This is a genomic window from Afipia birgiae 34632, assembly GCF_000308295.2.
In the GTDB taxonomy this organism is placed as follows: domain Bacteria; phylum Pseudomonadota; class Alphaproteobacteria; order Rhizobiales; family Xanthobacteraceae; genus Afipia; species Afipia birgiae.
The window spans coordinates 1,014,737-1,040,430 of the sequence record NZ_HG326652.1 but is presented as its reverse complement, the minus strand read 5'-3'; the positions used below and the strand labels follow the sequence as shown (position 1 = coordinate 1,040,430).

The 25,694-nt window shown below is 60.6% G+C and carries 31 protein-coding genes; 13 read left to right on the top strand and 18 right to left on the bottom strand.

From position 1 onward, the window contains the following. The first annotated feature begins 52 nt into the window (after nt 1-52). Complete coding sequence (locus BN32_RS05055; protein WP_019197030.1) at nt 53-859, top strand: lytic murein transglycosylase; 807 nt, start codon at nt 53-55, stop codon at nt 857-859. A 49-nt stretch (nt 860-908) separates the two neighbouring features. Here the strand turns inward: BN32_RS05055 and BN32_RS05050 are convergent, their stop codons facing one another. Further along, nucleotides 909-1,952, bottom strand: coding sequence for a DUF1775 domain-containing protein (locus BN32_RS05050; RefSeq protein ID WP_019197029.1), 1,044 nt, complete (start codon nt 1,950-1,952; stop codon nt 909-911). A 55-nt stretch (nt 1,953-2,007) separates the two neighbouring features. Beyond that, a complete protein-coding gene (locus tag BN32_RS05045; RefSeq protein WP_019197028.1) occupies nt 2,008-2,388 on the bottom strand; it encodes a hypothetical protein in 381 nt (126 codons plus the stop codon). 485 nt (nt 2,389-2,873) lie between these two features. Between BN32_RS05045 and BN32_RS25970 the strand changes: the two genes are divergently transcribed. Together BN32_RS25970 and BN32_RS05040 are read left to right on the top strand one after the other, a co-directional pair. Further along, nucleotides 2,874-3,026, top strand: coding sequence for a DUF1127 domain-containing protein (locus BN32_RS25970; protein WP_002711692.1), 153 nt, complete (start codon nt 2,874-2,876; stop codon nt 3,024-3,026). 111 nt (nt 3,027-3,137) lie between these two features. Beyond that, nucleotides 3,138-3,413: a hypothetical protein gene (locus BN32_RS05040; RefSeq protein WP_019197027.1), complete on the top strand. Its 276-nt coding sequence runs from the start codon at nt 3,138-3,140 to the stop codon at nt 3,411-3,413. A gap of 59 nt (nt 3,414-3,472) precedes the next feature. Here the strand turns inward: BN32_RS05040 and BN32_RS26705 are convergent, their stop codons facing one another. The 5 genes from BN32_RS26705 to BN32_RS05020 all read right to left on the bottom strand — a co-directional run bounded on the left by BN32_RS26705 (nt 3,473) and on the right by BN32_RS05020 (nt 7,026). Next, nucleotides 3,473-3,652, bottom strand: coding sequence for a hypothetical protein (locus tag BN32_RS26705; protein WP_156946948.1), 180 nt, complete (start codon nt 3,650-3,652; stop codon nt 3,473-3,475). Between the two features lie 153 nt (nt 3,653-3,805). Continuing rightward, complete coding sequence (locus tag BN32_RS05035) at nt 3,806-5,158, bottom strand: site-specific integrase (RefSeq protein ID WP_019197025.1); 1,353 nt, start codon at nt 5,156-5,158, stop codon at nt 3,806-3,808. Between the two features lie 20 nt (nt 5,159-5,178). Beyond that, a complete protein-coding gene (locus tag BN32_RS05030) occupies nt 5,179-5,517 on the bottom strand; it encodes a hypothetical protein (protein WP_019197024.1) in 339 nt (112 codons plus the stop codon). Then, complete coding sequence (locus BN32_RS05025; RefSeq protein ID WP_152343815.1) at nt 5,517-5,792, bottom strand: hypothetical protein; 276 nt, start codon at nt 5,790-5,792, stop codon at nt 5,517-5,519. The genes BN32_RS05030 and BN32_RS05025 overlap by 1 nt, the downstream gene beginning before the upstream one ends. A gap of 22 nt (nt 5,793-5,814) precedes the next feature. Then, nucleotides 5,815-7,026: a class I SAM-dependent methyltransferase gene (locus tag BN32_RS05020; RefSeq protein ID WP_084494553.1), complete on the bottom strand. Its 1,212-nt coding sequence runs from the start codon at nt 7,024-7,026 to the stop codon at nt 5,815-5,817. Between BN32_RS05020 and BN32_RS05015 the strand changes: the two genes are divergently transcribed. The 5 genes from BN32_RS05015 to trmFO all read left to right on the top strand — a co-directional run bounded on the left by BN32_RS05015 (nt 7,007) and on the right by trmFO (nt 10,485). Then, entirely contained in the window at nt 7,007-7,666 is a 660-nt protein-coding gene (locus tag BN32_RS05015) for a hypothetical protein (RefSeq protein WP_019197021.1), read from the top strand. The two genes, BN32_RS05020 and BN32_RS05015, sit on opposite strands and share 20 nt — an antisense overlap. After that, nucleotides 7,663-8,040 carry a hypothetical protein gene (locus BN32_RS05010; protein ID WP_019197020.1) on the top strand — a complete coding sequence of 126 codons (378 nt, stop codon included), beginning with the start codon at nt 7,663-7,665 and terminating at the stop codon, nt 8,038-8,040. The genes BN32_RS05015 and BN32_RS05010 overlap by 4 nt, the downstream gene beginning before the upstream one ends. Further along, nucleotides 8,040-8,471 (top strand): hypothetical protein, encoded by a 432-nt coding sequence (locus BN32_RS05005; RefSeq protein WP_019197019.1) that lies wholly within the window; start codon nt 8,040-8,042, stop codon nt 8,469-8,471. The genes BN32_RS05010 and BN32_RS05005 overlap by 1 nt, the downstream gene beginning before the upstream one ends. 56 nt (nt 8,472-8,527) lie before the next feature. After that, entirely contained in the window at nt 8,528-8,824 is a 297-nt protein-coding gene (locus BN32_RS05000) for a hypothetical protein (protein ID WP_152343814.1), read from the top strand. 224 nt (nt 8,825-9,048) lie between these two features. Then, nucleotides 9,049-10,485, top strand: coding sequence for a methylenetetrahydrofolate--tRNA-(uracil(54)-C(5))-methyltransferase (FADH(2)-oxidizing) TrmFO (gene trmFO, locus BN32_RS04995; protein WP_019197017.1), 1,437 nt, complete (start codon nt 9,049-9,051; stop codon nt 10,483-10,485). Nucleotides 10,486-11,442: 957 nt separating this feature from the next. On the opposite strand, the gene map is transcribed toward trmFO, so the two are convergent. Together map and BN32_RS04980 are read right to left on the bottom strand one after the other, a co-directional pair. Then, nucleotides 11,443-12,213, bottom strand: coding sequence for a type I methionyl aminopeptidase (gene map, locus BN32_RS04985; protein WP_019197015.1), 771 nt, complete (start codon nt 12,211-12,213; stop codon nt 11,443-11,445). Beyond that, the gene (locus tag BN32_RS04980) at nt 12,210-12,422 is read right to left on the bottom strand and encodes a ParD-like family protein (RefSeq protein ID WP_019197014.1); all 213 of its coding nucleotides are present in this window, start codon (nt 12,420-12,422) and stop codon (nt 12,210-12,212) included. The genes map and BN32_RS04980 overlap by 4 nt, the downstream gene beginning before the upstream one ends. 396 nt (nt 12,423-12,818) lie before the next feature. Here BN32_RS04980 and BN32_RS04975 point away from each other — a divergent pair, with 396 nt between their 5' ends. Beyond that, the gene (locus BN32_RS04975) at nt 12,819-13,136 is read left to right on the top strand and encodes a hypothetical protein (RefSeq protein ID WP_019197013.1); all 318 of its coding nucleotides are present in this window, start codon (nt 12,819-12,821) and stop codon (nt 13,134-13,136) included. Nucleotides 13,137-13,159: 23 nt separating this feature from the next. Here BN32_RS04975 and BN32_RS04970 read toward each other — a convergent pair whose 3' ends face one another. The 5 genes from BN32_RS04970 to yajC form a co-directional block, all read right to left on the bottom strand. Beyond that, nucleotides 13,160-14,026, bottom strand: a complete 867-nt coding sequence (locus BN32_RS04970) for a phytoene/squalene synthase family protein (RefSeq protein WP_019197012.1) — start codon at nt 14,024-14,026, stop codon at nt 13,160-13,162. After that, nucleotides 14,023-14,430, bottom strand: a complete 408-nt coding sequence (locus tag BN32_RS04965; RefSeq protein WP_019197011.1) for an Mth938-like domain-containing protein — start codon at nt 14,428-14,430, stop codon at nt 14,023-14,025. Before BN32_RS04965 ends, BN32_RS04970 begins: the two co-directional genes overlap by 4 nt. A 140-nt stretch (nt 14,431-14,570) precedes the next feature. Next, nucleotides 14,571-15,575, bottom strand: coding sequence for a protein translocase subunit SecF (gene secF, locus BN32_RS04960; protein WP_019197010.1), 1,005 nt, complete (start codon nt 15,573-15,575; stop codon nt 14,571-14,573). A gap of 13 nt (nt 15,576-15,588) precedes the next feature. Next, nucleotides 15,589-17,187, bottom strand: a complete 1,599-nt coding sequence (gene secD / locus BN32_RS04955; protein WP_019197009.1) for a protein translocase subunit SecD — start codon at nt 17,185-17,187, stop codon at nt 15,589-15,591. A gap of 42 nt (nt 17,188-17,229) precedes the next feature. Beyond that, on the bottom strand, nt 17,230-17,583 hold the full coding sequence (gene yajC / locus BN32_RS04950) for a preprotein translocase subunit YajC (RefSeq protein ID WP_019197008.1): 354 nt from the start codon (nt 17,581-17,583) through the stop codon (nt 17,230-17,232). A gap of 196 nt (nt 17,584-17,779) precedes the next feature. On the opposite strand from yajC, the gene BN32_RS04945 reads away from it, so the two are divergent. Then, nucleotides 17,780-18,754, top strand: a complete 975-nt coding sequence (locus tag BN32_RS04945) for an ATP-binding protein (RefSeq protein WP_019197007.1) — start codon at nt 17,780-17,782, stop codon at nt 18,752-18,754. 16 nt (nt 18,755-18,770) lie between these two features. On the opposite strand, the gene BN32_RS04940 is transcribed toward BN32_RS04945, so the two are convergent. After that, nucleotides 18,771-19,667, bottom strand: coding sequence for a LysR family transcriptional regulator (locus tag BN32_RS04940; protein ID WP_019197006.1), 897 nt, complete (start codon nt 19,665-19,667; stop codon nt 18,771-18,773). 125 nt (nt 19,668-19,792) lie between these two features. Here BN32_RS04940 and BN32_RS04935 point away from each other — a divergent pair, with 125 nt between their 5' ends. Further along, nucleotides 19,793-21,349 carry an MFS transporter gene (locus BN32_RS04935; RefSeq protein ID WP_019197005.1) on the top strand — a complete coding sequence of 519 codons (1,557 nt, stop codon included), beginning with the start codon at nt 19,793-19,795 and terminating at the stop codon, nt 21,347-21,349. Between the two features lie 84 nt (nt 21,350-21,433). Here BN32_RS04935 and BN32_RS04930 read toward each other — a convergent pair whose 3' ends face one another. Beyond that, entirely contained in the window at nt 21,434-22,804 is a 1,371-nt protein-coding gene (locus BN32_RS04930; protein WP_019197004.1) for a peptidoglycan DD-metalloendopeptidase family protein, read from the bottom strand. A gap of 147 nt (nt 22,805-22,951) precedes the next feature. After that, a complete protein-coding gene (locus tag BN32_RS04925; protein ID WP_019197003.1) occupies nt 22,952-23,605 on the bottom strand; it encodes a protein-L-isoaspartate(D-aspartate) O-methyltransferase in 654 nt (217 codons plus the stop codon). A gap of 143 nt (nt 23,606-23,748) precedes the next feature. Between BN32_RS04925 and BN32_RS04920 the strand changes: the two genes are divergently transcribed. Next, a complete protein-coding gene (locus tag BN32_RS04920) occupies nt 23,749-24,219 on the top strand; it encodes a PaaI family thioesterase (protein ID WP_040426004.1) in 471 nt (156 codons plus the stop codon). Nucleotides 24,220-24,330: 111 nt separating this feature from the next. Beyond that, entirely contained in the window at nt 24,331-24,714 is a 384-nt protein-coding gene (locus BN32_RS04915; RefSeq protein ID WP_019197001.1) for a response regulator, read from the top strand. A gap of 95 nt (nt 24,715-24,809) precedes the next feature. Here the strand turns inward: BN32_RS04915 and surE are convergent, their stop codons facing one another. Then, on the bottom strand, nt 24,810-25,577 hold the full coding sequence (surE, locus tag BN32_RS04910; RefSeq protein WP_019197000.1) for a 5'/3'-nucleotidase SurE: 768 nt from the start codon (nt 25,575-25,577) through the stop codon (nt 24,810-24,812). Nucleotides 25,578-25,694 lie beyond the last annotated feature (117 nt).

Below are 25,694 nucleotides of genomic sequence, written 5' to 3'. Positions count from 1 at the left end.
CTTTGTTGAAGGCGAGATTCGCGTTGATACTCGCAGGCGTGACAGGCTCCAGATGATTGTTCTCTCGCGCGTGACCCTTGCCGTCTTGTTTACCGTAGCCACCTCACCCGCGCACGCCGCAGCATGCGGCACGGGCAGCTTCGAAAGCTGGCTCGATAACTTCAAGACCGAAGCGGCGGCAGAGGGTATCTCTCAGAAAGCGATCGCGTTGGGCCTGAGCGGCGTCACGCTCGACGAAAGCGTTCTTTCACGCGACAGATCGCAGCACGTTTTCCGTCAGAGCTTCGAGGAATTTTCTGGCCGGATGGTACCGCCTCGGCTGGCTGCTGGCGCCAACAAAATGAAACAGTTCGGCTCGGTGCTATCCCGCATCGAGCAGCGCTACGGAGTGCCGGGATCTGTTCTCGTCGCGATCTGGGGACTTGAAACCGACTACGGCGTCAATATCGGAAAATTTCCAACCATTCGCTCGGTCGCGACGCTGGCTTACGATTGCCGCCGTTCCGAAATGTTTCGGGCCGAACTGAAGGACGCGCTGCGGATCGTCGATCAAGGCGACCTCTCGCCTGCCGAAATGCGTGGAGCATGGGCCGGTGAAATCGGACAAACCCAGTTTATGCCGTCGTCATACATCAAGTTTGCAGTCGACTTCGACAGCAATGGGCGGCGGGATCTGCTGCGCAGCCCACCCGATGTGCTCGCCTCAACCGCAAATTTCCTCGCGGGACACGGCTGGAAGCGCGGACAGCCATGGGCTCCAGGCACCGACAATTTCGCTGTCATCCAGCAGTGGAATAAGAGCGAGGTCTACTCCAAAACGATCGCTTATTTTGCGAACCAGCTCGACCGCGCGCCTTGAACCGAATGATGGCGCAGCAACAGCGTTGCCGCGTCATCACGCCAGTCGATTAGTGGTGCTTGTGTGCTGGTGCTCCCGCTCCACTCGCGCCTATGGCATTGACATTGAAGCTGACATCGAGCTTGCCAGCCTTTTCAAACGTCAATGTCGCTTTCAGCGTGTCACCCTGCTTCAACTGCTGCTTGATATCCATGAACATCATATGAAAGCCGCCGGGCTTGAGCTCGACCGTCTCTCCGGGCTTGATAATCAATCCATCTGTCAGTTGCCGCATCTTCATCACGCCGTCGGTCATCGACATTTCGTGAATTTCCACACAATCCGCGCTGGCTGTGGCCGCACCGGCCAGGCGATCGGGTGACTTGCCGTTGTTGGTGATCTTGAGATAGCCGCCAGCGATCTTGGCGCCGCCCGGCGTGGCACGCGTCCACGGCGATGCTACAACCAGATCGCCGGTCCTGAAGATGTCAGTACCGGTCTGGGCGGCCCCACCCATCTGGGCGTGATCCATCTTGCTGTGGTCCATCTGCGCCTGCGCTACCATCGTCGTATCGGCAACGATCCGCAGCGTTGGGGCCGGCGATTTTAGACTGTGTGGATCTTGTCCGTCCGACGCAATCTGTTCCCAACGAACCTCACCCTTGGCGCATTGCTGCACCGTTGGAAACGAAATCGTCTGCCCCGGACGGAAATCTCCGGCAAGGAAGCTCGTGAACATGAACTCGTCATAGTTATCGTCCGACAACGAGCCGCCCGACCACACGATCTCCTTCGGCCCTTCGGTCACGGCCTTACCGTGGCTCTGATAGGACTTGGTGTAGGCGCCCCGCGTGATGCTGAGCGTCCACCCCGCCTTGGGCATCGGCTTCACGCCAATGACACCCTCCGGGATTTGAATCCGGATGGTTTGGGTGGCTGTTCCGTCGCAGCCATGCGGAACCTGAAATACTGCCTTGTAGTAGGAGCCGGTGCGCGCCTCGCCTGTCGCAAGCGTAACGTGGGCGAACGCGGCTGACTGCGAGATGATGAACGCCGATGCGGCCAAGCCAGCGCCGGGCAGCAACCGCTTGGGACTGCGGAAGTTGATGGACATGTTTTTCCTCGACTGATGCTGAAGGATAATTCCGAAACGAACGTCTCAGGCTGTCTCAGCTCAGCATCGGAGGAGCCCGGGCCAAAAAGGCTGGTTCCCGTAAAACAACCGTCAGGGTTGTTTCGCGTGCAACAACGGAGCGCGCGTAGATCGTGGCGAGTGCCAGAGGAATCCCCTGATCCGACAACATCCCCGTCGTGTGACCCGTCAGGCACGCACTAAGGCAATCGTGATCCGCTATTGGGGCAAGCGGCCTGCTCCCGTCATCATTCAGGCTTGCTGGTGCTCCTCCGCCGGAACAGATAGTGCCGAGGCTTCCAGCACCACCCGCGAACGCCAGCGTGCCACTCCAGGCCAGCAGCAGCCCCTGGATCGCAAGGATCTGCGACAGCACGATGGTCAAAAGCAGCCGGCGAAATGGGTAGCGATCACGCATCTCGCGGCTATGCCACGCTCAGGACGGAACGTCCACGATTCGGAGACGGTTTCTGTAACACGCTGTGTCGGTAGAGCTCTCGGACGCCATATAAAATGAACTATTGTTCGCTGTTAGACTGATCGTCTGGCATTATATCGATAACGGAAGTGCCCAGTTTTACCATGTCGATATAGCATAGCTTAGCGAGAACCCTATTAAATTACCGACGCGCGGGATCCTGTCGAAATCTATGTCTCCTTTGCGTCAAACCGATGAAATAACGATCTAAATTTTGATCTAGCAAGCTTGAATGGGGCGGAGATGAGAGATCAGATCGGTAAAACTCTTGGTGAAATACTAATCACTTCTTACCCTTGATATGCGTATGACGCTTAGCTGCATCGCAACATTTGCGGTGTTGCAGCGCAGAATCGTCCCCTATATTCAGTCTCAACGATGACGCTACTCCAAGAGCTGAATCGAGATTACGAAGGAGACTAACCATGCTGCTCTCATTTATCCGTGCTATCCAGGCGTTCCGTGACTATCAGCGCAATGTCGCTGAGCTGTCCCAGTTGAGCGATCGGGAACTGGCCGATATCGGGCTTGACCGCTCCGACATCCAGCGGGTCGCAGCCGGTGCTTACAACGGCTAAGCATCTGCTCATACTGCGAGATATCAAAAGCCCCTGCAGCACAGGGGCTTTTTGATTTTCTGGCGGAACATCGCGGCAACGTGAGACTGATATTTTTGTCTCACGTGAGACATGGCGCGGTTCCGTGTTGCGCGCGTTCTCAATCTGTTCTTTCGTCTTGGCATGGGATTTTTGCACCGGCCGCCGATCGCTGAGATCGATGTGATGGAATGGTACGTCGAAGAGCAGGACGCCGCCGATCGGCGCGTCCGGTTCGTCGCGATCGTCTGCAACCCGATCATCGCGCTTGCGACATTCGATGCCGCTGCCGAGCATTGGCCCGACAAGCGGTTTGTCTGCCGGCATGGCGCGCGGATCCTGAAGCAGTATCCGCCTCGCGCGTGCTAGCGTGCGCCGGCATCACGTCACGTCCCCAATCGATTAAAGCGTCCGGACGATCGACGCGGTTAGTTGACCATCTCGTCGCGCGGCTCCGGCGCCGTTGTCAGCATCGCCCACAAGAACGGCGCATTGCGCCGTAGTGTTTCCTTCTCCACTCGGATCGCGATCACGACGTGCTTTTTGTCTTCCGCGATTATCCTGAACTCTGTCCCTAGCAGTGCAGTCGGATCCGATGCATCCATCATTTTCCCCGCATGGTTTTTGTTCGGTTATTGCCCAACGGAAAAAATGTTCGCACGGCGCGCGTGAGCGTTTCAAAATGAAAACTGAAAACTGAGGCGCGCGGTTAATGCGGTGTTGCCGCGCGCGATGAAGGATGCGCCACAAAAGAATGGCGATTACACCGCCAGCCCTTCGCGCTCCATCTTCTCGATCAGCTTGCGGATCGCGTTGTCCGCCAAGTGCGTGTCGATCTGCAGATAGTGCTTCAAGATGGAATAGATCGTCCCCATCGAATGCCCGGTGATCGAACCGATTTCCGGCACGGTACATTCTGCGCGGGCGAGCCACGTAACGCCGCTGTCGCGCAGATCCGGGAAGATGAAGCCGTATCGATCAGGTTGCGCCAGAGTGGGACACGGCGGCAGGATCCAGATAGCCGGTTCTGGCGTGTTGCGCTGTTCGGCCGCGTGCAGCTCGCGAGCGATCGCCGTTGCCTCCACATCCAATACGCCGGCGATTGCAGTGTCGCGTACCAGTGCGAAGTCGTCTCGTAGTTGCCGGCTGCTGTAAGCGCCGCCGGTGCGCTCGTTAATGATGAGGTTCATCGCCTCGACCTTCAAGCCGAGCGTTTTGCGCCTCTCCTTGCCGCGCGCGAGGCGATCAACGAGGATCGGTGCGCGTGGTATCGATACGACGGCGTCGGTCTTGCTCTGCTTGAGCGCCAATCGCTGGCCGACTTCGACCGCATCGATAAACTCGATGATGTCTTTCTTGCGCTGCCCGGAATAGAAGCCGGTCGCGATCGCGTCGCCCACGGACGACAGGGCGACCCCGTCCACAAAGGTGTAATCGGCAGCGGTAATCAGTGCCGTCAACTCGGCGACGGTTGCCACGCGGATCCTGACTTCAGGCTTTGGCAGTTTGAGATTGCGATATGGGCTCTCCATGATCTGCCCGTTGATCTTGGGCAGCCACCCGTTGAGCCGCCCCCACGCGAAGGCGGAGCCGATCGCGGCGAGCGCCTGGCTCGCCATGCCCAGGCCGCGCTCCTGCATGATTTTCTTGTGCAGCGCCTTCATCACGATCGCATCAATCGCGCCCGGCGGGGATTGCCAGATCGGCTCCGACTTCAACGGCTTCACGGCGCGCTTGTAACCGCCCTGCGTTGTCTCCGAGAGACCCTTGACCAGAACATTGCCGTCAGCATCGACCGATCCGCGGTACTCGTCCGATTTGGTGAAGGCGTCAAACATCGCCTCGACGGTGCGGCCGCGCGGCACAGGTGGCGATTTTAGTTTCTTTCCGGTCTTGCGTTGCTCGGCAATCTCGGCCTGCTTTGCCAGCGCCCATCCGCTGGCTTCATCCAGGGTATACCAGCGGCCGTTCTCGTGTTTGAGGTCCTGCCCCCTGTAGCCCATCGCGCGCTCACGGCTTCCCGGCACGAAGCGCGGCTTGAACGTGCCGTCCTTCTGCGGCCGCTTCGCGACGTAGGGAAACAGGTTGATCTTGTTTCGCGCGCGCTTAGCCATCGGCCCCTCGATGGTTGGAGTTAGGCATCGCCTTCGACGCACGCCGCAACAGCGCGGCGATATGCGCCGCTCACGTTGTCCATTTTGCGCCAAGCTCGGCCGTCAGCCAGTTCGTCAGCGAGCCAGGCGAAGTCTGTTGCGAACAGGACCGCGTGCAGCAACGTGCGCTCGCCTGAACTGGCCACGCCGTCACATTTCCGCGCTCGATCGACAAAACCGCCGGACGATTTGTCATTGAAGTCGACGATCAGGTGCCGCAGAGCATACCAACTGCCAGCAGCATCGAGATAGCTGCCGAGACCCATAGCGCGAAAGATCGCCTTTGCCGGTTCGCCGTTCTTGAAATCGCGAAACGACATCACGCACCTACTTTCGCGTAGTGCCGGTGCAGGTAGTCGGTCCATTGCTCGACGGTGCCGGGCATGATCGGCGGCGTGGCGTCGTTGGCCGCGATCGGAGGCCGGGCCGGATGGTTGCGCGTGCGCCATGCGTCGACGCTGGCGCGATCCCAGCAGCCGACCTTGTACGGCTTCGGCAGGCCGTCGATTTTCTCGTATCGCCCTCGCCGCTTGTAGAAATGGTTCGCAAAGACCGGGATGTTTGCGACCGCAAACACAAGCGCGGGCACGAACATTGCGAGCATCGTCCCCAACTAACTAATCAACGGCAGTTCTCTGAAACACCATCACTTGCGGGCGAGTGAACATTTTGTAACCCGGCGCTCGGCGGCGAGCGTCGACTTCCGCCCAGAACAGTTCAACCGTCCCATTCGGCCCCGTCAAGTTCTCGTCGACCAGGCGGTTGAGAGCATCCTGATCGACGGTGTCGGGAAGCGGAGCCTTCGCTCCCACAGTCATGTAAGCGTTGTTGCGATAGTACATCGGAACAACCGCGTTCAGCGTAAATCCGACGGACTGGATGAGATCGACATAGGCCGATGCTGGATAGGCCCATTCGTACATTTTATATCGCTCGCGCGTCGGATGGCCGTTCATCGCTTCAACGAATTCAGCCGGTGTGTCCGCAAACCACTCCATCACCGCGAACCAATAGGCGCCCGGCTTCATCGTGCGGCGAGCCTCAATGGCTATCCACGGGATGTGCTCCCAATGATGAACCGTTGCCATGGAAACAAGGGCGTCGAAGCGGTTGCGAACGCCGCGCCAGATATCGAGGTCGTTGATGATTTCGATGCGATCGCCCGCCAAACGCTTTAACAGCATCGTCGCTCCGGCGTTGGGTTCCATGGCGACGAGATCTTTGTAGCCGATGCAATTGAGTGAATAGGCAAGCCAGCCAGAACCACATCCGACATCTGCGATCGAATGCTCCGGCTTAACACCGAAGCGCCCGATAAATTCGGCGAGAGCCTTACCGACGCCGAGTTCGACAAATGCATTCATGCGGTCGGTCTCGGATCCCCACAGATGGAACGTGTCGAATAAGTCGGCGATTACAGGATCTGTCCTGGCGTCGATCTGCATGCGCTCCCAAATGTCCACGACATCTCCGCCGTCCTCGTCCTTAATCAGCGGGAGGCGATCAATTCGATCGGCGGTTTCCCCCGGTCGTGTCTCGATGAGAACCGGATCTGGTCGGTTGAGGGCTGCCGTCAGGACCGATGCATCCAAAGACGGAGGTGGCGTCAACAGAGGTGGTGCAGGGATCGGCGGTGCAGGGATCGATCGTTTCAGGAAGTTTTTTAGGGTCACGACATCCTCATAAACTCGCCGGGGCACACTCGTACCACGAGGCTGAACCCACCAGCAAGGATCGCCAGCTACCTGCGCACCGCATTTAACACCGCCTTCCCGCCCCGATGATGCCTCCACATTCCAGGAGGCATACATGACCGAGCCAGCGTCCATTCGCTACAAAAACCCCGGCGCGATGTGGGGCAACGCCCTCGCCATCAAATGGGGCGCGCAAAAGAAAGCGGTTGTCCTTAACGACGGCAAAGGCCAGGGCAACAACATCGCCGTGTTTCCCACCTTTGTGCAGGGCATCTGCGCGCAGCTCGATCTCTGGCGCACCTCCAAATTTTGCAAGAACAAGAAGTTTTCGGAGGCGATCGCCAAGTGGGCGGGCGGCAACAACGTGCCGAGCTATATCCGGTTTGTGCTTGAGCGCGTGCCGGGCATGACCCGCGACACCATTCTGAACGATGACTTCTGGCGCAGCTCGTCGGGCATCGCCTTCCTCAAGGCACAGGCCTGGCATGAAGCCGGAAAGCCATATCCGGCGCCCGATGCCGAATTTGTTGAGGCGCGCCGGCGCGTGTTCTCCGGCATCCCGACCGCTAACACCGTCAAGAAGGCAACGACATCGGTCTCGGCCGGCACTGTAGTTGCTACCACCACGGGCGTGCAAAGCGGTCTTAGCCTGCCGGTCGCATTCGCGATCGGCTTGGCCATTTCCGTGGCCGTGTTCCTGGTCTGGAAGTTCAAGCCGCGCAAGACCGATCAGGACACGCCGCACCCCGCTGTCGTCGCGGCGGCGGTCGCATGAGCTGGCTTGCCTTCCTCGCGCTCACCCTGCCCGGCCTGATCGTCGCTTATGCGCTGTTCCTGCGGCCGGTGTTGCGCGCCCGGCGCGCGTTCAAGGTGTTCTATGCCGAGGCGGATGGCTTCTGGCAGAAGGTGTGGGCGCTGTGCGGTAAGTCGGTGACACTGGCCTTTGCCTACCTCATCCAGGCGCTGAGCTGGGGGCTGCAATGGATCGACCCGATCGCTGCGTTCTTCGGTGACCCGGATCTGCGGCAGCAGATTGCGGATGCTCTGCAGGCCAACCCTGTGATGCTCGGGCGGTTGATGATGGCCATTTCAGCAATCACGATCGCGGCGCGCGTGCGCTCGATCGTACTTCCGCAGGGTGATGATTGATGACCGCGATCATCGCTTTCATCCAGGCGATCCCTGCGATCTTCGGCGGCATCAATAATTTCGTCAGCAAGTATTACGATGCAAAGGTGCAGATCACCACGGCGCGGATCGGCGGCGACAAAGAGGTCGCCAAGGCGCTGGTCTCTGGCGTCGTCGCCGAAGGTCAAACCCGTTTTGAGTTTCTGCGCGTCGTCTCGCAGAGCAAATTCCTGATGGCCCTGGTCGGCAGCTTCGCGCTTCCATGGATCGCCTACGAGTGGAAGGTAGTCCTCTGGGACAACATGCTGTGCTTCTGGATCTATGGCGTGTACGGCTTCACGCCGCCGATCAAGGGCAATGTGGGTGAATGGGCCGGTGTCATCATCGGCGGGATCTTCGGCACCGGGTCCGTGATGGCTGCCGCTAACGCATACTTCAATCGCCGCCCGTGAAACCTTAAGCGGCCGCGCCGCGTTACCGGAGCATGATCCAGATGCCGAAAATGGAAATGGAGTGGAAGCTGACGCCGCAGTTCTTCGTGAGCGCGGCAAACTTTTGCGCGATCATCTTCGCGGCGGTCGGAGCCTATATCACCTTGAGCAACGACGTGAAGGCCGACAAGCTGACGATCCAGTCCCTGCAGGCCCAGATCGTCAAGCTGGAAGCCAAGGACGACAGCACCGTAGGTTTGATCCAGCAGATCCAGATCGGCTTCGGCACGCGCCTGGTCAAGCTGGAAAGCGATACCTCCTACATCAAAGAAGGCGTCGCCCGGATCGAGCAGCTCCAGCGCCAGACCCGGTAAACAGCGTGAGACAAATGCCACAAAATGGCTGAAAAAGGCCCCCATGAGACACGTAAGTAATTGATTTTACTTATGTTAATACTTACAACGGCTAACCGTTGCGATAACTGACTGACGAACGATTGCGCCCGCCCTGTGCGGGCGTTGTCATATCTGGCGTCCGGTTTAATCGCATTGCGCACCGAAACATTGCATCGGCGCGTGAGCGGCTCTAGTGGTGTGCCATGACAGTCCAGAAAGAATCCAAAGCGGCAGCGATCCACGTCATTGGCGGTGGACTGGCCGGTTCCGAAGCCGCGTGGCAGATCGCGAACGCCGGTGTCAGCGTTGTGCTGCACGAGATGCGTCCGGTCCGCACGACCGATGCACATCGCACTGACAGCCTCGCTGAGCTCGTTTGCTCCAATTCCTTCCGCTCCGACGACGCGGCCAATAATGCTGTCGGCCTGCTGCATGCGGAACTTCGCAAACTGAACTCCCTGATCATGCGCTGCGCCGACGCCAATCAGGTGCCTGCCGGCGGCGCGCTCGCGGTGGATCGCGACGGCTTCTCCGGAGCGGTCAGCACAGCGCTCGCCGCACATCCGCGGATCGACATCCGGCGCGAAGAAATCGCCGGACTGCCGCCGGCTGACTGGCAAAACGTCGTCGTTGCCACCGGTCCGCTGACGTCACCGGCGCTGGCCGACGCGATCCGTGGGCTGTCGGGCGAGGACGCCCTCGCCTTCTTCGATGCCATCGCGCCGATCGTGCACCGCGATTCGATCAACATGGAGATCGCGTGGTTTCAATCACGCTACGACAAGGTCGGCCCGGGCGGCACCGGCGCCGATTATCTCAATTGTCCGATGACCCGCGAGCAGTACGACGCCTTCGTCGATGCGCTGATCGCGGGCGAGAAGACCGATTTCAAGGAATGGGAAACCAACACGCCCTACTTCGACGGCTGCCTGCCGATCGAAGTGATGGCCGCGCGCGGCCGCGAGACGCTGCGTCATGGACCGATGAAGCCGGTCGGACTGACCAACCCGCGCGACCCGACGGTCAAGCCATACGCGATCGTGCAACTGCGGCAGGACAACAAACTCGGCACGCTCTACAACATTGTCGGTTTCCAGACCAAGCTGAAGCACGGCGCGCAGACGCACGTGCTCCGCGCCATTCCGGGTCTCGAGAATGCGGAGTTCGCGCGTCTTGGCGGCCTGCATCGCAACACCTTCCTGAACTCGCCGAAGCTGCTCGATCCTCAGTTGCGCCTGAAAGCGCAGCCGCGCCTTCGTTTCGCCGGGCAGATGACGGGATGCGAAGGTTATGTCGAATCCGCCGGCATCGGCCTGCTTGCCGGCCTGTTCGCTGCCGCCGATGCGCGGCAGGATGCGATTGCGCCGCCCCCGCCGACGACGGCGCTTGGCGCGCTGCTCGGTCACATCACCGGCGGCCATATCGAGACCATCGATGCCGGTCCGCGCTCGTTCCAGCCGATGAATATCAACTTCGGATTGTTTCCGCCGCTCGCCTCGGCGCCGACGAAGAAGCCGGACGGCACGCGGCTGCGCGGCAATGAGAAGACAGTCGCGAAGAAACAGGCGATCAGCGCACGGGCATTGTCAGACATGGATCGCTGGATTGCAGAGACGTTGCGGGTGTCCGACGCGGCGTAATATTCGCAGCGAAACATCGCGCCGCAATCAAAGGGCAAACTGGTGACGAACTTCGCTGCAAAAGGCGAAGTGGCGGCAGGATTGCAGCGCGCAAGCGGATCGGGATTTAGCATCCACTGCCGATCAAAATGACTTGATGCAGATGATCTGAACATGAATTCAGACTGCGAGTGACGCCGCCGCCGCAGGCCGCCATCGAGCCAAGTGACCGGGCCTTGCCGTTGGCCCAGTTAACGGGGCAACGCCTGCGGGAAGTGTCTTGGAGCAGCCGTCCTGTTGTCGGCAAGTCCAAAAACACGAGACTGCCCTTCTAACCAAACGCCATGCACGGAGGCTGTCGCTCTCTATCTTGCGAACTCTTTCAGAGGGGCACACTGACTGTAATCTTTGTTGCGCAAGTTCGATTCTTTTGAATAGCTTGAGCGAACGTTCGACGAAGATTTCTCAAAGAAAGCTAGTGGATTGAATCGGACGCTTGGTACCCGCCCGAGAGCGGCCTCGCAGCTAGGGGAAGAGCGGCTGGGGCCCTACCCGTTTGCAGACGTCCGGAAGGTTGCGGGAGGGTGGTTTGCGGACATCGGAGGGTCTACGCGCCTACGGCGCGCATCGCGGAGCGACGGCGAAGCCGCCCTTGACCCTCAGCATCCCGCCCAGCAGAGGCTCGACAAGCGCTTCTGGGCGAACACCGACCTCTCCGCTCGCCGAGCCTGATCAGATCGGCGAGAAGCTCCTGGGCCGCCTGAAGCTTCGCGTGGTGCATCGCGATCTGCAGACCCGCAGCAAGTTCGAGGGCTTTCAGGACCGGATGGAGGTTCTGAAAATCCTCCGTTCGCCCTACACCGGACGGGCAGCCATGTCGAGGCGATGCGCAATGCGCAGGCGGTAATTGACGCCAAACGCCGACGCCTGAGATGGTACAAAACCTCGGTATTCGTCAGCACATACCAAGGTTTTGTATCATGCGGCGGACCGTGCTTCGTCCGGACGCAACGTCAACACGTGGACGCCGTCATGAGTGACCGCAACCGTGTGCTCGAACTGTGCGGAGAGCTTCCTGTCCATTGTGACAACGGTCCATCCGTCCTCCTCAGTTCGAACCGTCCTGCGCCCTTGGTTCAGCATGGGCTCAATCGTGAAAACCATGCCCTCTCGCAGCGTAAGGCCGGTCCCCGGCTTTCCGAAATGCAGCACTTGCGGTGCTTCGTGCATCTCGCGCCCGATGCCATGACCGCAGTATTCTCGCACGACCGAATAGCCGTTCCGCTTTGCGTGCCGCTCAATGGCGTAGCCGATGTCGCCAAGCTTTGCGCCCGGGCGCACGGCGCGGATGCCCTTCCACATGGCCTCATAGGTGGTGCGAACGAGCCGCCTTGCCGTGGGCGCCACATTCCCGATCAGGAATGTCTTGCTGGAATCCGCGATGTAGCCCTGCTTCTCGAGCGTGATGTCAAAATTCACGATATCGCCGTCCTGCAAGACCTCGTCCCTCGACGGCACGCCGTGGCAGACGACCTCGTTCCTCGAACTGTTCAGCACGAAGCCGTAGCCATATTGACCCTTGCTGGCGGGCCGCGCGCCGAGTTGATCGACGATGAACGCCTCGACGAGGTCATTGACCTGCAGGGTGCTCAATCCAGAGAGAGGTTGCCCATCCAGGTGCGCGAACACCGACGCGAGCAGACGCCCCGACTCCGCCAGCAGCTCAACCTCGGCCGGCGTCTTCGTCATGTGGCCGCAGCCGCGAGATCAAGGGCGTCGACGCCCGCCTCCTTCAGCTCACGCGCCACAAGCTCTTGGAAGGTGAGGCCTGGGTTCAGCTCACAGAGCATACCGATCTTGATCCAGAACGCCGCCTGGGCGTTGATCGATCGATAGGACGCCTTGCTCGCCCGGCGCAGCTGCTCGTGCAGCTCATCCTCGATATTGACGATACCCACTGAGCGCTCCTGAATATACGATTCGTATATGTTTTATATACGCGGGCTTAGGGCGCGGCAAGTGGTTCGCAGGCGGCCGAGTTGTGCGCAGATTCGGTAGGCGAAGAAAGCTACGCCTACGCCGCAGCCCTCTAGGCTACGATTTCGGTTAGCGGCCGGTCAGCGGCCTCCGCGAATGACTGCAAAGGGTCGAACTTCCCCGTTGGCCGCTTTCCGGAGAGTGGACATTCGGCGCGGATCGCCGCACTACCATGGCCAAAGGTTAGCGGATGGACTCCAGCACCGGGTGCCCGCGTGCGGCGGCGGCGATGATTTTGTCGGGCTCGGCTGTCCAGACGAAGGGCTGGGAGACGTCCAGACCCAAGCAAAGCCGCCAGGGCAGATGGGAAGTTCTATGTGTTCGAGGAGCCGCTGACGGCTGGGCCAGTCTACATGGCTCGTGGAGACTTTCTGGCCTTTGGTGCGCCCGTCACTGCGTGGCGAATCGAGTTTCCGCTTATCAATCAACTTCATCCGGGAGTTGAGGAAGGGTTCCTTTTCAGCGTCGCGCTCTCGAACAACACCCGACTGTCGTTTGAAACGAGCGGGTTCCGGATTCCGCGCGAGACCCTGCCAGCTTTTCTTGCATCTGTCGAAAAGCAAGTTCGTTCCTGGGTCGTATTTCCAGATCCTGCAAGTTTCCGCTGGTTTCATGAGCGGGACAATCCCTGCTGAGACCATCGTTCTGATAACGGGCCTTACGTCTTGAACGGCTTTGCGCCCGCAGCACGCCAGGTCGTCCAGAGCATGCCGAGCCGGGAAGGTGACGGCGGCGCGAACGGCTCCGACGAATCCAGCCGCGCCAGAGTCTTTCCAATCACCACGAGCGGAAGGAAGGCCGCACGCGCGGCGGACGGCGCATCTTCAAGCATCAGCAGCGCCTGCTTCATCTGCGTGTTCGCTTCGCGGCGCAGATGCGCCAGCGCGTCCTTGAGCGGCGAACTGCTCTGCTGGAGAAAGACCTCCTCCGAGATGACACCATGGACGGACATGAGATCGCCCGGCAAATAGAGCTGCCGCCGCGCGGCATGGCGCGGCAGCGCCAGCATCACGTCAACAAGCCCCTCCGCAATGCCTGCATGTTCGGCGAGACGCTCAATCTCCGGCGAATTCACGCCCATCACCTTCGCACGCAGGTCATACATCGCCGCAGCCGTATCGCGGCAATGCGCTTCAAGCGCCGCCATGTCCGGCATCGGATCATCGTAGACATCGAACACATGCGCGTCGATCAGACGAACGAATGCTTCAACGGGAAGATCGTGCTGCGCCATTGTCCGCAACAATTCCGCCGCAACCGGATTTCCCTCAACCGCGCCGTGGTCCCTGCCCTGGCCGCCACCGGTCAATGCATCCCGCCACCACTGCAGGCGGATCTCGCCCGGCAGCGGCTGGCTGACGTGATCGCGAACATGCGCGACCTCGGCGTTGAACGCCGCCAGCGCAATCCAAGCACGCCGCGCTTGCGGCGGCACGAACAGGCTCGCGGCATAGGTTCTGAAATCCTGTGCGCGCACCAGTTCCGTGCAAAACGCTTCAGCCGCTCGATCTGTCGCGCTGCTCATGGAACGGCAATGAGTGCCGCTGCCACGCGCCGGCGTTCACCCATCATGACATTGTAGGTGCGGATCGCCGGCCCCGTCTGCATGGTGTCGAGCATCACATGAACCTGCCGCAGCGCATTGCGCAGCGGCGCTGGCGCGATCCATACTTCGCTTCCCGTGCCGATCAGCAATGTATCGATGTCGTTGGCGTGCTCGAAAACGCGAGCCAGCGAATACCGGTCAATGTCCTTGGGATCGTTGACCGGCCATGCCCAGATCGAGTCCGGCAGGCACAGCAGCGAGCCGCGATGCGACATCTCCGCGAACCGGAAGCCGCCGTTGCCGTAGGCTTCGATCGGCGCCGACCGCGGAAGATGCAACGCATCCGGCGCACCAGTACCCATTTTCCGAAGTTCGTGATCCATCTCAGCACCACCTTTCACGAACTTCGGAAAGTCGTGGGTACTAGCAACCTATAATTCTAGTACCGCTATCTATTGGAAGTTCCTGGATGGGACTCGCAGCTTGCGCTGCAGGAACTTCCAATAGGCGGTACTAGCGGCCATCAGGGCTTCGACGGCTTGTCGTCCTCGCCGCCCCGGTTTTCGCCCACGCCGAGATAAATCAGGATCGGCGCCGCGATGAAGATCGACGTGTAGGTGCCGACCAGCACCACGCCGAAGGTCATTGTCGCCGCGAAGCTGTGGATCGCCTTGCCGCCGAACAGCAGCAGCGCGAGCAACGCCAGCGTCACCGTGACATGGGTGATGATCGAGCGCGACAGCGTCGAGTTGATCGAATGGTTCAGGAGATCAGTCATCGGCATTTTCTTGTAACGCCGCAGCATTTCGCGAATACGGTCGTAAATGACGACGGTGTCGTTGAGCGAATAGCCGAGAATGGTGAGCAGCGCCGCGATACTGGTCAGATCGAATTCAATCTGGGTGATCGACATGAATCCGAGCGTCAGCACGATATCGTGGACGTTGGCGATCATCGCGCCAAGCGCGAACTGCCATTCGAACCGGAACCAGAGATACATCAGAATGCCGACGATCGCGAGCATCAGGCCCACGGTGCCATAGGCAAGAAGCTCGCTTGACACGCGCGGGCCGACCACTTCGACGCGGCGATATTCGACGCTGTCCCCGAACAACTGACGGACCTTCTGAACCGCTGCCTGCTGCGCTTGATCGCCACCCGGCTGCTCCGCGACACGGATCAGCACATCGGACGGACCGCCGAACTGCTGGAGCTGAACGTCGCCGAGATTGAGCGTTGTAAGCTGCGCGCGCAAAGCCGCGATGTCAGCCGGACCCGATTTGGTCTGGATTTCCAGCAGCGTGCCGCCCTTGAAGTCGATGCCGAAATTCAGCCCGTGCGCGAAATAGAGGCCGATTGCGATCAACGACAGCAGCGCCGAGATCGGAAAACTGATGCGGCGGAAGCGCATGAAGTCGAACTTCGTATCGTCGGGAACGATACGGAGCGCGGGGATCACGCCATAAATGCTGAGCACCGTCAGGACGACGATGAAGATGGCCAGAGCAATGATAATAGTTTGAGTCACTGTGTAGCTATCCTCAAATCGGCACGGTCTTTGGCCGCTTCCAGCTCACCCACGTCGCTACGATCAGCCGCGTAACGGTGAACGCCGTGAAAACCGTGGTGATGATGCCGATGCCGAGCGTCACGGCGAAGCCGCGCACCGGCCCGGTGCCGATGTAGAACAGCACCGCCGCCGCGATGAATGTGGTGATGTTGGAGTCCAGAATGGTCGCTAGCGCCCGCGTGAAGCCGGCGTCGATGGCCGAGATCGCGGTTCGTCCGGCGCGCAGTTCCTCGCGGATACGCTCATAGATCAGCACGTTGGAGTCGACCGCGATGCCGACCGTCAGAACGATGCCGGCGATGCCGGGCAGCGTCAGCGTCGCATTGAGCAGCGACAGGATGCCGAAGATCATCGCGACGTTGATGGCGACCGCGACGTTGGCGAAGAAGCCGAACAGCCGGTAGGTCAGCAGCATAAACACGATGACCAGCACCGAACCGACGTAGGACGCCAGTTCACCCGCTGCGATCGAGTCCTGACCAAGGCCCGGACCAACCGTGCGCTCTTCGATGATGGTCAGCGGCGCAGGCAGCGCGCCCGCGCGCAGCAGGATCGCGAGATCGTTCGCGCCCTGCACGGTGAAGCTGCCGGAAATCTGCCCCGAGCCGCCGGTGATCGGTTCACGGATCACAGGCGCGGAAATCACTTCGTTGTCGAGGACGATGGCGAAAGGCTGACCGACGTTCTCAAGCGTCGCGGTTGCGAACTTGCGCGCGCCGGACGTATTGAAGCGGAAGCTGACGATCGGTTCGCCGCTGCGCTGATCGAAGCCCGGCTGCGCATCGGTCAGGTCACCACCCGACACCAGCACCTGCTTCTTGATAACGTAAGGCACCTTCGGAGACGAGGCGCTCATCAGGAGTTCGGAATCCGGCGGCAACCGTCCCTGCTGCGCCTGATCGGGCGAGATGGTGGGGTCCACCATGCGGAAGTCGAGCTTGGCCGTCTTGCCGAGCAGCTCCTTAAGGCGGGTCGGGTCCTGAAGGCCCGGCACCTGCACCAGAATACGATCGATGCCCTGGCGCTGGATCAGCGGTTCGACGGTGCCGAGTTCGTTGATGCGGCGCTCGACGATCTGGATCGATTGTTCAACCGACTGGCGGACACGTTCCGTGATGGCAGCCGGAGGCACGGTCAGGCGGATCAGCCCGCCGCCGGCGTCGCTGACTTCAACGCTGCGCTGGCCGCTCGATCCGAGCAGACCGCCGAGCGGCTGCGACAGTTCACGCAGCTTGGCGAGCGCAGCGGTCAGATCGGTATCCTTGACGCGGACTTCAACGCTCTCGCCGCGAACCGCAAGGCCGGTGTAGCCGACCTTGGCGTCGCGCAGCGTACGCCGCACGTCGTCGCGAACCTGATCGAGCTTGTCCTTCTTCACCGAGTTCGAATCGACTTCGAGCAGGATGTGCGAGCCACCCTGCAAGTCGAGGCCGAGCACGACATGACGCTGGGCCCACTTCGGCCAGGTCTTGACGGTTGATTCAGGGAAGAAGTTCGGAACCGCGAAAAGGCAAACGATCGTGGCGGTCAGAATGACCGCCAACGCCTTCCACCGCGTGAAATAAAGCATCGAGATGACCCGTCAGATTAATGAAGCTGCAGCGCGGGAATGTCAGCTCGCGGCTGTCTCTTCCTTTGAATCCTTCGCCGGCTCACCCTTGGTCCGCACGCCCGAGATCATCTGGCGCATCTGACGAATACGGACACCGTCGGAGATTTCCACCTCGATCTGGTCGTCATCGACAACCTTGGTCACCTTGCCGACAAGGCCGCCGTTGGTCACGACGGTGTCGCCGCGGCGGATGTTCTTCACCAGTTCCTGATGATCCTTCAGCTTCTTTTGCTGCGGCTTCAGAATCAGGAAGTACATGATGACGAAAATCAGCGCGAACGGCAGCAACGACATCAGCATGCTGTTGGTATCACCGGCGCCGGCGGCTTGAGCAAAGGCAGGAGTAATGAACATACGAAAAGTCCTCGGGAAGGCGCCCGCCATGGGGCGAAACGCGTAGGCGCAAGGCCGTTTTGGCCGAATTTGCGCGGACTATAGCGGCAGGCCGCTCAATTGCAACGGGACCGGACATGTCGATTTGGCCATGCATTTGTGGCGCTTGCGGGCGTCCGCCGGCCTCGCTATGGGTGCCTCCAAGGGGTGCTGATTCATGTCCAAAAAAGCCAGTAAAAAGGCCTCCGGGGCCACCACGAAGGCGCGTCCCGGCAAGGCCGTCAAAGCCGCGACAAAACGCCCTGCGGCAGCGGCCGACAGCGAGACCCGGGCCCGGATCGCACTCGCGCTCGAGAGTATCGCCGCAAACCTGAACGCATCAGCGGCGAAACCGTCGACCCCTGATTCCCTCAAAAATGCCGATGCCTTTGTCTGGCACCCCAGCGGCCATCTGGTGCCGGTTCCAAAGGTCAGCCGCGTTGACCTCGGACTGCTCAAGGGCATCGACCGGATGCGCGACATCCTGATCGAGAACACCGAGCGTTTCGCCACAGGCCTGCCCGCGAACAACGCCCTCCTCTGGGGCGCGCGCGGCATGGGCAAGTCGTCGCTGGTGAAAGCGGCGCATGCCAGCGTCAACGCCATGCCCAAGGTGCGCGGGCGGTTGAAGCTGATCGAAATTCATCGCGAGGACATCGAAAGCCTGCCGCTTCTGATGTCGCTGCTGCGCGACTCCGACTTCCATTTCATCGTGTTCTGCGACGACCTGTCGTTCGACGGCAACGACGCGTCGTACAAGTCGCTGAAGGCAGTCCTCGAAGGCGGCATCGAAGGCCGGCCGGACAACGTGATCCTGTACGCGACATCGAACCGCCGCCATCTGCTGGCGCGCGACATGATCGAAAACGAACGCTCGACATCCATTAATCCCGGCGAAGCCGTCGAGGAAAAGGTCTCGCTGTCGGACCGCTTCGGCCTGTGGCTCGGCTTCCACAAGTGCAGCCAGGACGAATACCTTGAGATGGTGCGCGGCTATTGCAAGCACTTCGGCGTCAAGATGCCCGACGATCAGTTAGAGCGCGAAGCGCTCGAATGGTCGACTACGCGCGGATCACGCTCGGGCCGTGTGGCCTGGCAGTTCACGCAGGAAATCGCGGGACGGATAGGCGTGCGGCTGAACGCGAAGGCGTAGCCGCTGCACAAGTCCGCTAGACCGATGCCAGGCGCGCCCGCTCTGGCCCTCCTGATGAGCTGGGCCAAGAGCCCGCCTCATCAACGATCAACCGGCCCAATTCAGCCGCGCATGGCATCTGGCCGCCCTGCTTCCGGATCAAGACGTAATTCGCTTTCGGCAAAGGCGGCAAACCGTCGTCACCGTCCAGGACCCTCATCCAGGGTTCGATCTCTTCCTGGGCGAAGATCGACACCGCCAGCCCCGCTTTCACTGCCGCCTTCAGACCATGCTGGTTCGCCGACGTGAAGCCGACGTGCCAATCGAGGCTAGAAGCCGTAAGTGCCTCGACAGCCATCGCACGAAGCGCGCACGGCGGCGGCGAGAGCGCGAATGGCAGCGATGAATCCTGCGGCCGTCTGAACGTGTCGGCTGCCGCCCAGACGAATTGGGTCTGACGAAGAACGGTTCCGCCCTTTGCGTCCGATCGGGTAATCGCCACCGCAAGATCGAGTTCGCCGGCATCGACCTTGGCCCGCAGGTCAAGGCAGACACTGACCGAAACCTCGAGCCTAACCGCAGGGTAGCTGCGAGCGAACCGGCCAAGCAGTTGCGGCAGCCTGTCACCGATAAAGTTCTCCGGAACGCCCAGACGGATGGCCCCCGACGCCGTGGAGGACTGAAAGCGGCGCGTCAGCGCATCCTGACCCTGCAAGATCTGCTCGGCGTGACGCAGAAAATCCTCGCCATCTTCGGTCAGGGTCAGCTTGCGCGTGGTTCGATACAGGAGCGGCCGCCCCACCTGCTCCTCCAGCCGCCGGATCTGATGGCTGACGGCGGACTGGGTCAGATGAAGCCGCTCGGCAGCGCGCGTGAACCCGCCGGTTTCGCAGACGGCAACAAAGGCGCGAAGCAATGTGGGCTCAAAGTCCATGCCCCACACATATGACCAATGAAACTGAAATCAACAAAATAAATTCATTTCCGTCATGAAATCATATCGCTCATATCCGTCACCCCGTAGCAGCGACGTCCGACTCGGGTTGAAAAGGAATTTGCATGAGCGTCTCGCCCTCGGCCAGAAATACTGCCGCACTGATCGGCGTCTGTCTGGCGTCACTGATGTTCGGCCTCGAAATATCGAGCGTCCCCGTCATCCTGCCGACCCTGGAAACGGCGCTGCCCGCAGACTTCAAAGACCTGCAGTGGATCATGAACGCCTACACGATCGCCTGCACCACCGTGCTGATGGCGACCGGCACCTTCGCTGACCGGTATGGCCGGAAGCGCGTTTTCACCACGGCCACGATCGCCTTTGGCGTCACGTCGCTGATGTGCGGGCTGGCGCAGAGCGCATCGGTGCTCATCGTCGCGCGGTTTCTGCAAGGTCTTGCCGGCGGCGCCATGTTCACCTGCTGCGTCGCGATCATCTCGCACCAGTACCAGGATGAGCGCGAGCGAGGGAGGGCCTTTACCACCTGGGCCATTATCAGTGGCATCGGCCTGGGATTCGGTCCGATCATCGGCAGCACAATCGCCGCTGTATCGAGCTGGCATTGGGTGTTCTTGATCCACGTCCCGCTGACGATACTGACCCTCATTCCGGCCTGCATCGGTATCGTGGAATCGCGAGATCCGCACGCCAGGAGACTCGATGGCTGGGGTATCGTGACGTTGACAATCGCCGTCTTCGGTCTGACCTACGTCATCACGCAAGGAGCAGACCTTGGCAGAACCAGTGCGATCGGGCTCGCTGCAATATCCCTCGCCAGCTTCGTGGCGTTCGTACTCGTCGAGCGCAACACGGCGCAACCGATGTTCGACTTCTCGGTGTTCCGGATCAGGAAATTCAGCGGCGCCATCATCGGCTGCATCGGCATGAACTTCTGCTATTGGCCGTTCATGATCTACCTGCCGATTTACTTCGAGGGTGGCCTTGGCCTCGACAGCAAGGCTGTCGGGTTCCTGCTCCTGGCCTATACAATTCCGTTTCTGATCCTGCCTCCTTTTTCAGACTATTTGCTCCGGCGTCACGGCGCTCGCATCGTGATCCCCTTGGGCATGGCCGTCATGGGTGCCGGCTTTATCGCCATGCGTCTCGGCAGCGGCATCGAACAGGCGAACTGGCTCACCGTGCTTCCCGGCGCGCTGCTGGCCGGGATCGGACTTGGCCTGACCAACACGTCAGTGACCAACACCACAACCGGTGCAGTCCCGAGCAACCGTGCGGGCATGGCGTCCGGGATCGACATCAGCGCACGATTGATCTCGCTCGCCATCAACATCGCGGTGATGGGGCTGATCCTGTTGGAGGCCATTCAGTGGTCCCTTCCAGACACGCTCTCCGCCGCGCTCGATGGCCAGCAGTTGCGGGCGCTGGCCTCGGCTATCGCCACTGGAAATCTCGGTTCGCTGCCGCAGACGTATCCGGCGCTATCCGTTCAGGATCCGTCCGGTGCCGCGGTTCACGCGGCGCTGGTCAAGGGCTTCGGCTGGGTGATGCTGTATGGCGGCATCGGCGCGTGGATTCTGGCCGCGATCAGCTTCCTGATCTTCGGTTTCGAGAAAGCCACGGCGAAATCGAACCTGGCCTGCGTCGCCGACGCAGCCGAATAGCCCGCTGAATAAAGATGAGAACGGTCTCCAAACAAAAATCCCCCGGCTTGCGCGCGGGGGATTTTCTAATATCGGCGTAAAATCTCAGGCGCCGTTCAGGAATTGAAGCGGGTCGACGGCTGAAGATCCCTTGCGAATCTCGAAGTGAAGCTGCGGCGACCCCACCTCCCCCGTCTGACCCGATTTGGCAATGATCTGGCCGCGCTTGATCGTATCCCCGCGCTTCACCATCAGTTCACTCGCGTGGGCATACGCGGTGACATAACCGTTGGAGTGCCGCACCAGGATCAGATTGCCATAACCTTTGAGTTCGCTGCCTGAATAGGCAACCACGCCGTCTTCTGCGGCTTTCACCGGCGTGCCTTCAGGAACGGCGACGTTGATGCCGTCGTTCTGCTTGCCGTTGGCCTTTGCACCGTACGCGGTGATAACGCGTCCACGCACCGGCCAGCGGAATGTCGGCAGGGCGTTGGTCGCATCAGCCGCCTTTACGGGTGACGCTTCAGGCAATTCGGCCGCAGGAGCTTCAGCGGCGACGCGTGCCTTCTGCTGAGGCTCCGCAGACGCAACCGTGACCGGCTTGACTGCTGGCGCAGGCGCTGCAGCCGCAGGCTTCGGCGCTTCAGCAACAACCTGCGGAGCAGGAGCCGCTGCAACCGCCTTGCCGCCCGGAATATTGATCTTGGTGCCGATCTTGAGCTGCGTCGTGACCGGAATGTTGTTCGCCGCAGCCAGCTGAGCAGGCGCGATGTTGTGACGGCGCGACAGGTTCATCAGCGTATCGCCGGACTTGACGACATGAACGCTGGCCGGAAGCCCTGCTGCGACCTTTGTGCCCGGTGCAGTCGACAGCGTGGGCGGATTGGCTTGCGCCACACGGCGCGGAATGACGAGTTGCTGGCCCGGCTGAAGGACACGAGGCCCGCCATAGCCGTTCGCTTTCAGGATTTCAGACGAAGGAACATTGTAGCGCTTCGAAATGACGTCGAGCGTATCCGCCGTGCCGACGATGATGGTCGTGCCGCCTTCGCGGCTGTATCCCGAATTCGCAGCAACCGAGCGCGGAGCAACGGAAGCGGTCGTCTCGATCGGCGAAGAAGACGGAGGCGCATAGGACGCCATGCCCTTGCCGCCGCCTGAGGTGGCAACGGGCGCGGACAGCGGCGCGGAGATCACGGGAGCGGACTGCGGCCGGGCGTACTGGGGAAGCTCGCGCGGCTGCTGATAAGATTGCTGCTGATAGGCGGGCTGCTGCTGAGGCGCGCCGCGATAATTGCTGGGGACGGACCCGGTCGACTCCGGCGCTGAGCGCGAAGCGAAGGGGTTCGAAAAGGTCGTTTCCGAGAACCGCGTCTGAGTGTCGGCGCTACAACCGCCAAATCCGACCGAGACGAGCGTCAGGACCACGAAATGCGGCGCGTGACGCGAGCTTATCAACTCGACAAAGCGGGACATGGTTACTCACTCGTACGCAACTAACACAAATTTGAGTAAACACAGTCCGAGTAAATAACTCTTTAAGGCTCCAAATCTGCCTGCCGCCACAAGGGTTCGCAACGCGTCAGCGCGTGATCCCGAGAACGGGAAGCCGATACTGCAAACTCAGAGTTCGCGGGCGATCCCCTGCAGCGCCGGGACGAAGCGCACTGCAACAAGTTCCTGCCGGTTGAAGCCGTCGGCCGTTCTGACGACGCGGACCAGAACCTGCCGGTCGTTCATTGGTCCAACCGGCGCGATCAGCACGCCGTTCGGCTCCAGCCGTCCGAGCAACGCCTCGGGGATTTCCTCCATCGCCGCGGTGACCATGATCCGGTCGAACGTGCCCAGCGTTTCGGGCACGTCGAACCCGTCACCAAGGATGACGTCCACATTGTCGCAGCCGAGTTCTTTCAGAACCAGCCTGGCGCGATCGGCCAGCGTACGAAACCGTTCCAGCGTCACGACTTCCCGGCATAGCTTCGACAGGATCGCGGCCTGGTACCCCGAGCCCGTCCCGATCTCCAGCACGCGATGCCCCGGCTCAAGATCGAGTTGCTCGGTCATGTAGGCCACGACGAACGGCTGGCTGATGGTCTGGCCGCAGGCGATGCCCAGCGGGGTATCGCGGTAGGCATAGCCCCGGTCCAGCGAGGTCACGAACAGTTCGCGGGGGATGTCCCCCATCGCCTTCAGCACGGCCTGATCGCTGATCCCGCGCTGCCGCAAGGTCAACTGAAACATCATCTTGTCGTGTGGCGTGGGCTGGGATGACTGCATACGTGATCAACGTTGAAAGCGGAAAAGAGTTAAATCCGATGCATGCTTTGACAAGTGTGGCGGCATGCGCCACCTTTTCGTGTTAGCAATCCGGATATGTTCTGCGCAATGACCGCTTGCAGTTCAAGCGTGCCGAGACTCTCATGACATTACCCCTTCCCGTACCATTTCGCTCCACCTTTGACGGATTGGAGGAGCAGCGCCTTTCAGGCGAGCCGGACAACCGCTTTCATCAATGTTTCGGCTGCGGTCCATCGCATCCCACGGGCCTGCACGTACGTACCTTCAAGACAGACGAAGGCGTCGCCTCGCCGATCGTCGTTTCGCAACAGTACGAAGGGCCTCCGGGCGCCGCACACGGGGGCATCGTTGCCGCCTATCTCGACGAGGTGCTGGCGGCCACAGTGCTCCGGGTAACAGGGCGGCTGGGGGTAACCGGCGAACTGACCATCCGCTACATGAAACCGGTGCCGACCGAGACGCCGATCGTCGGGCGCGGTTCGCTGGTTGCCGACTATGGTCGCTATGTGGATGTCGAAGGCCGGTTGGAGAACCTGAGCACCGGCGTCGTGCTGGCGACCGGGCGGGGTCGGTTCTTTCCAGTGCAGTCCTGACAAGGATCGGCGCCAAGAAGTTCCTGCTAATGGAACCTTTCAATCAGGTGTGAGTTTTTGCGCTGAATAATTGTGTTATTCCAGTGGTCCAGATTTGTCGTTGGGGGACGAATGCCGGGCAATTTTAAAGCAGCATCGCGGACATCGATTCTGCTGGTCGAAGACGAAGTCATGATCCGCATGATGGTTGCCGACATGCTGGAGGAGCTTGGCTATACGATTGCCGGCGAAGCAGGCGATATCGACGAAGGCATCAGGCTGGTCCAGGCCGTCGACTTCGACATCGCCATCCTGGACGTGAACGTCAACGGCAAGGTGATCACACCGGTCGCCGAAGCCGTTCAGATGCGCGGCCTCCCCCTTGTGTTCGCCACCGGCTACGGCGCGCAGGGTCTTCCGGAAAAATTCCGTGACCGCCCGACCCTGCAAAAGCCTTTCCAGATCGAAACGCTGGCGCGCACGATCGAGGCGGTGCTGAAAGGTATCGCGGCGTAAACGTTCGTCATTGCGAGGAGCACTTGCGACGAAGCAATCCAGTTCTTGCTCGTCGCTCTGGATTGCTTCGCTGCGCTCGCAATGACAGGAGCGCCCTATTTCAAAACGCCCCTGAGCTTCTCCGAAAACGCGACGTCGGTCCGGTCGAGCCGCAGCGGCGTGACCGACACGAAGTTTGCGCCAAGCGCCGCGAGGTCGGTGCCTTCCGCCGGAACGTCGACCACTGCCAGTCGTTCGAAACCGATCCAGTAATACGGATTGCCGCGTCCGTCATGGCGGCCGTCCACGCGCAGGAAGCCCTGATTGCGCTTGCCTTGCTTCGTGACGGCAATGCCCCTCACCTCGTCCGGCAAACACGCCGGAAAATTGACGTTGATCACGGTGTCGCGTGGCACCCCTAACTTCATCACGTTGCGGATCACGTCGGGCCCGAATTTCAGCGCGGTATCCCACAGCGGCTTGTTGCGCGTCTCCATCGAGAATTCCTGCGACAGCGCAAACGACGGCAGACCGAGAATGGTGCCTTCCAGCGCGCCGGCGATGGTGCCCGAATAGACAACGTCTTCGGCGACGTTGCGGCCCTTGTTGACGCCCGACAGCACGAGGTCCGGGCCCCTGTCGCCGAGGATGTGACGCGATCCCATGATCACGCAATCGGTCGGCGTGCCACGCACCGCGAAGTGACGCGGGCCGACTTCGCGCAACCGCAGCGGATCGTTCAGCGACAGCGAGTGCGACACGCCGGATTGATCGAGTTCGGGCGCAACGACCCAGACGTCGTCCGACAACTGTTGCGCGATTTCCTCGATGACCTTGAGGCCCGGCGCGTGAATGCCGTCGTCGTTCGTGCAGAGAATTCGCATTTTACCAGTACCCACTTTCCGAAGTTCGTGTCCCATTTCAGCACCGCCTTTCACGAACTTCGGAAAGTTATGGGTACTGGCATTATTTATAATTCTGGTACCGCTTTCTATGGGAAG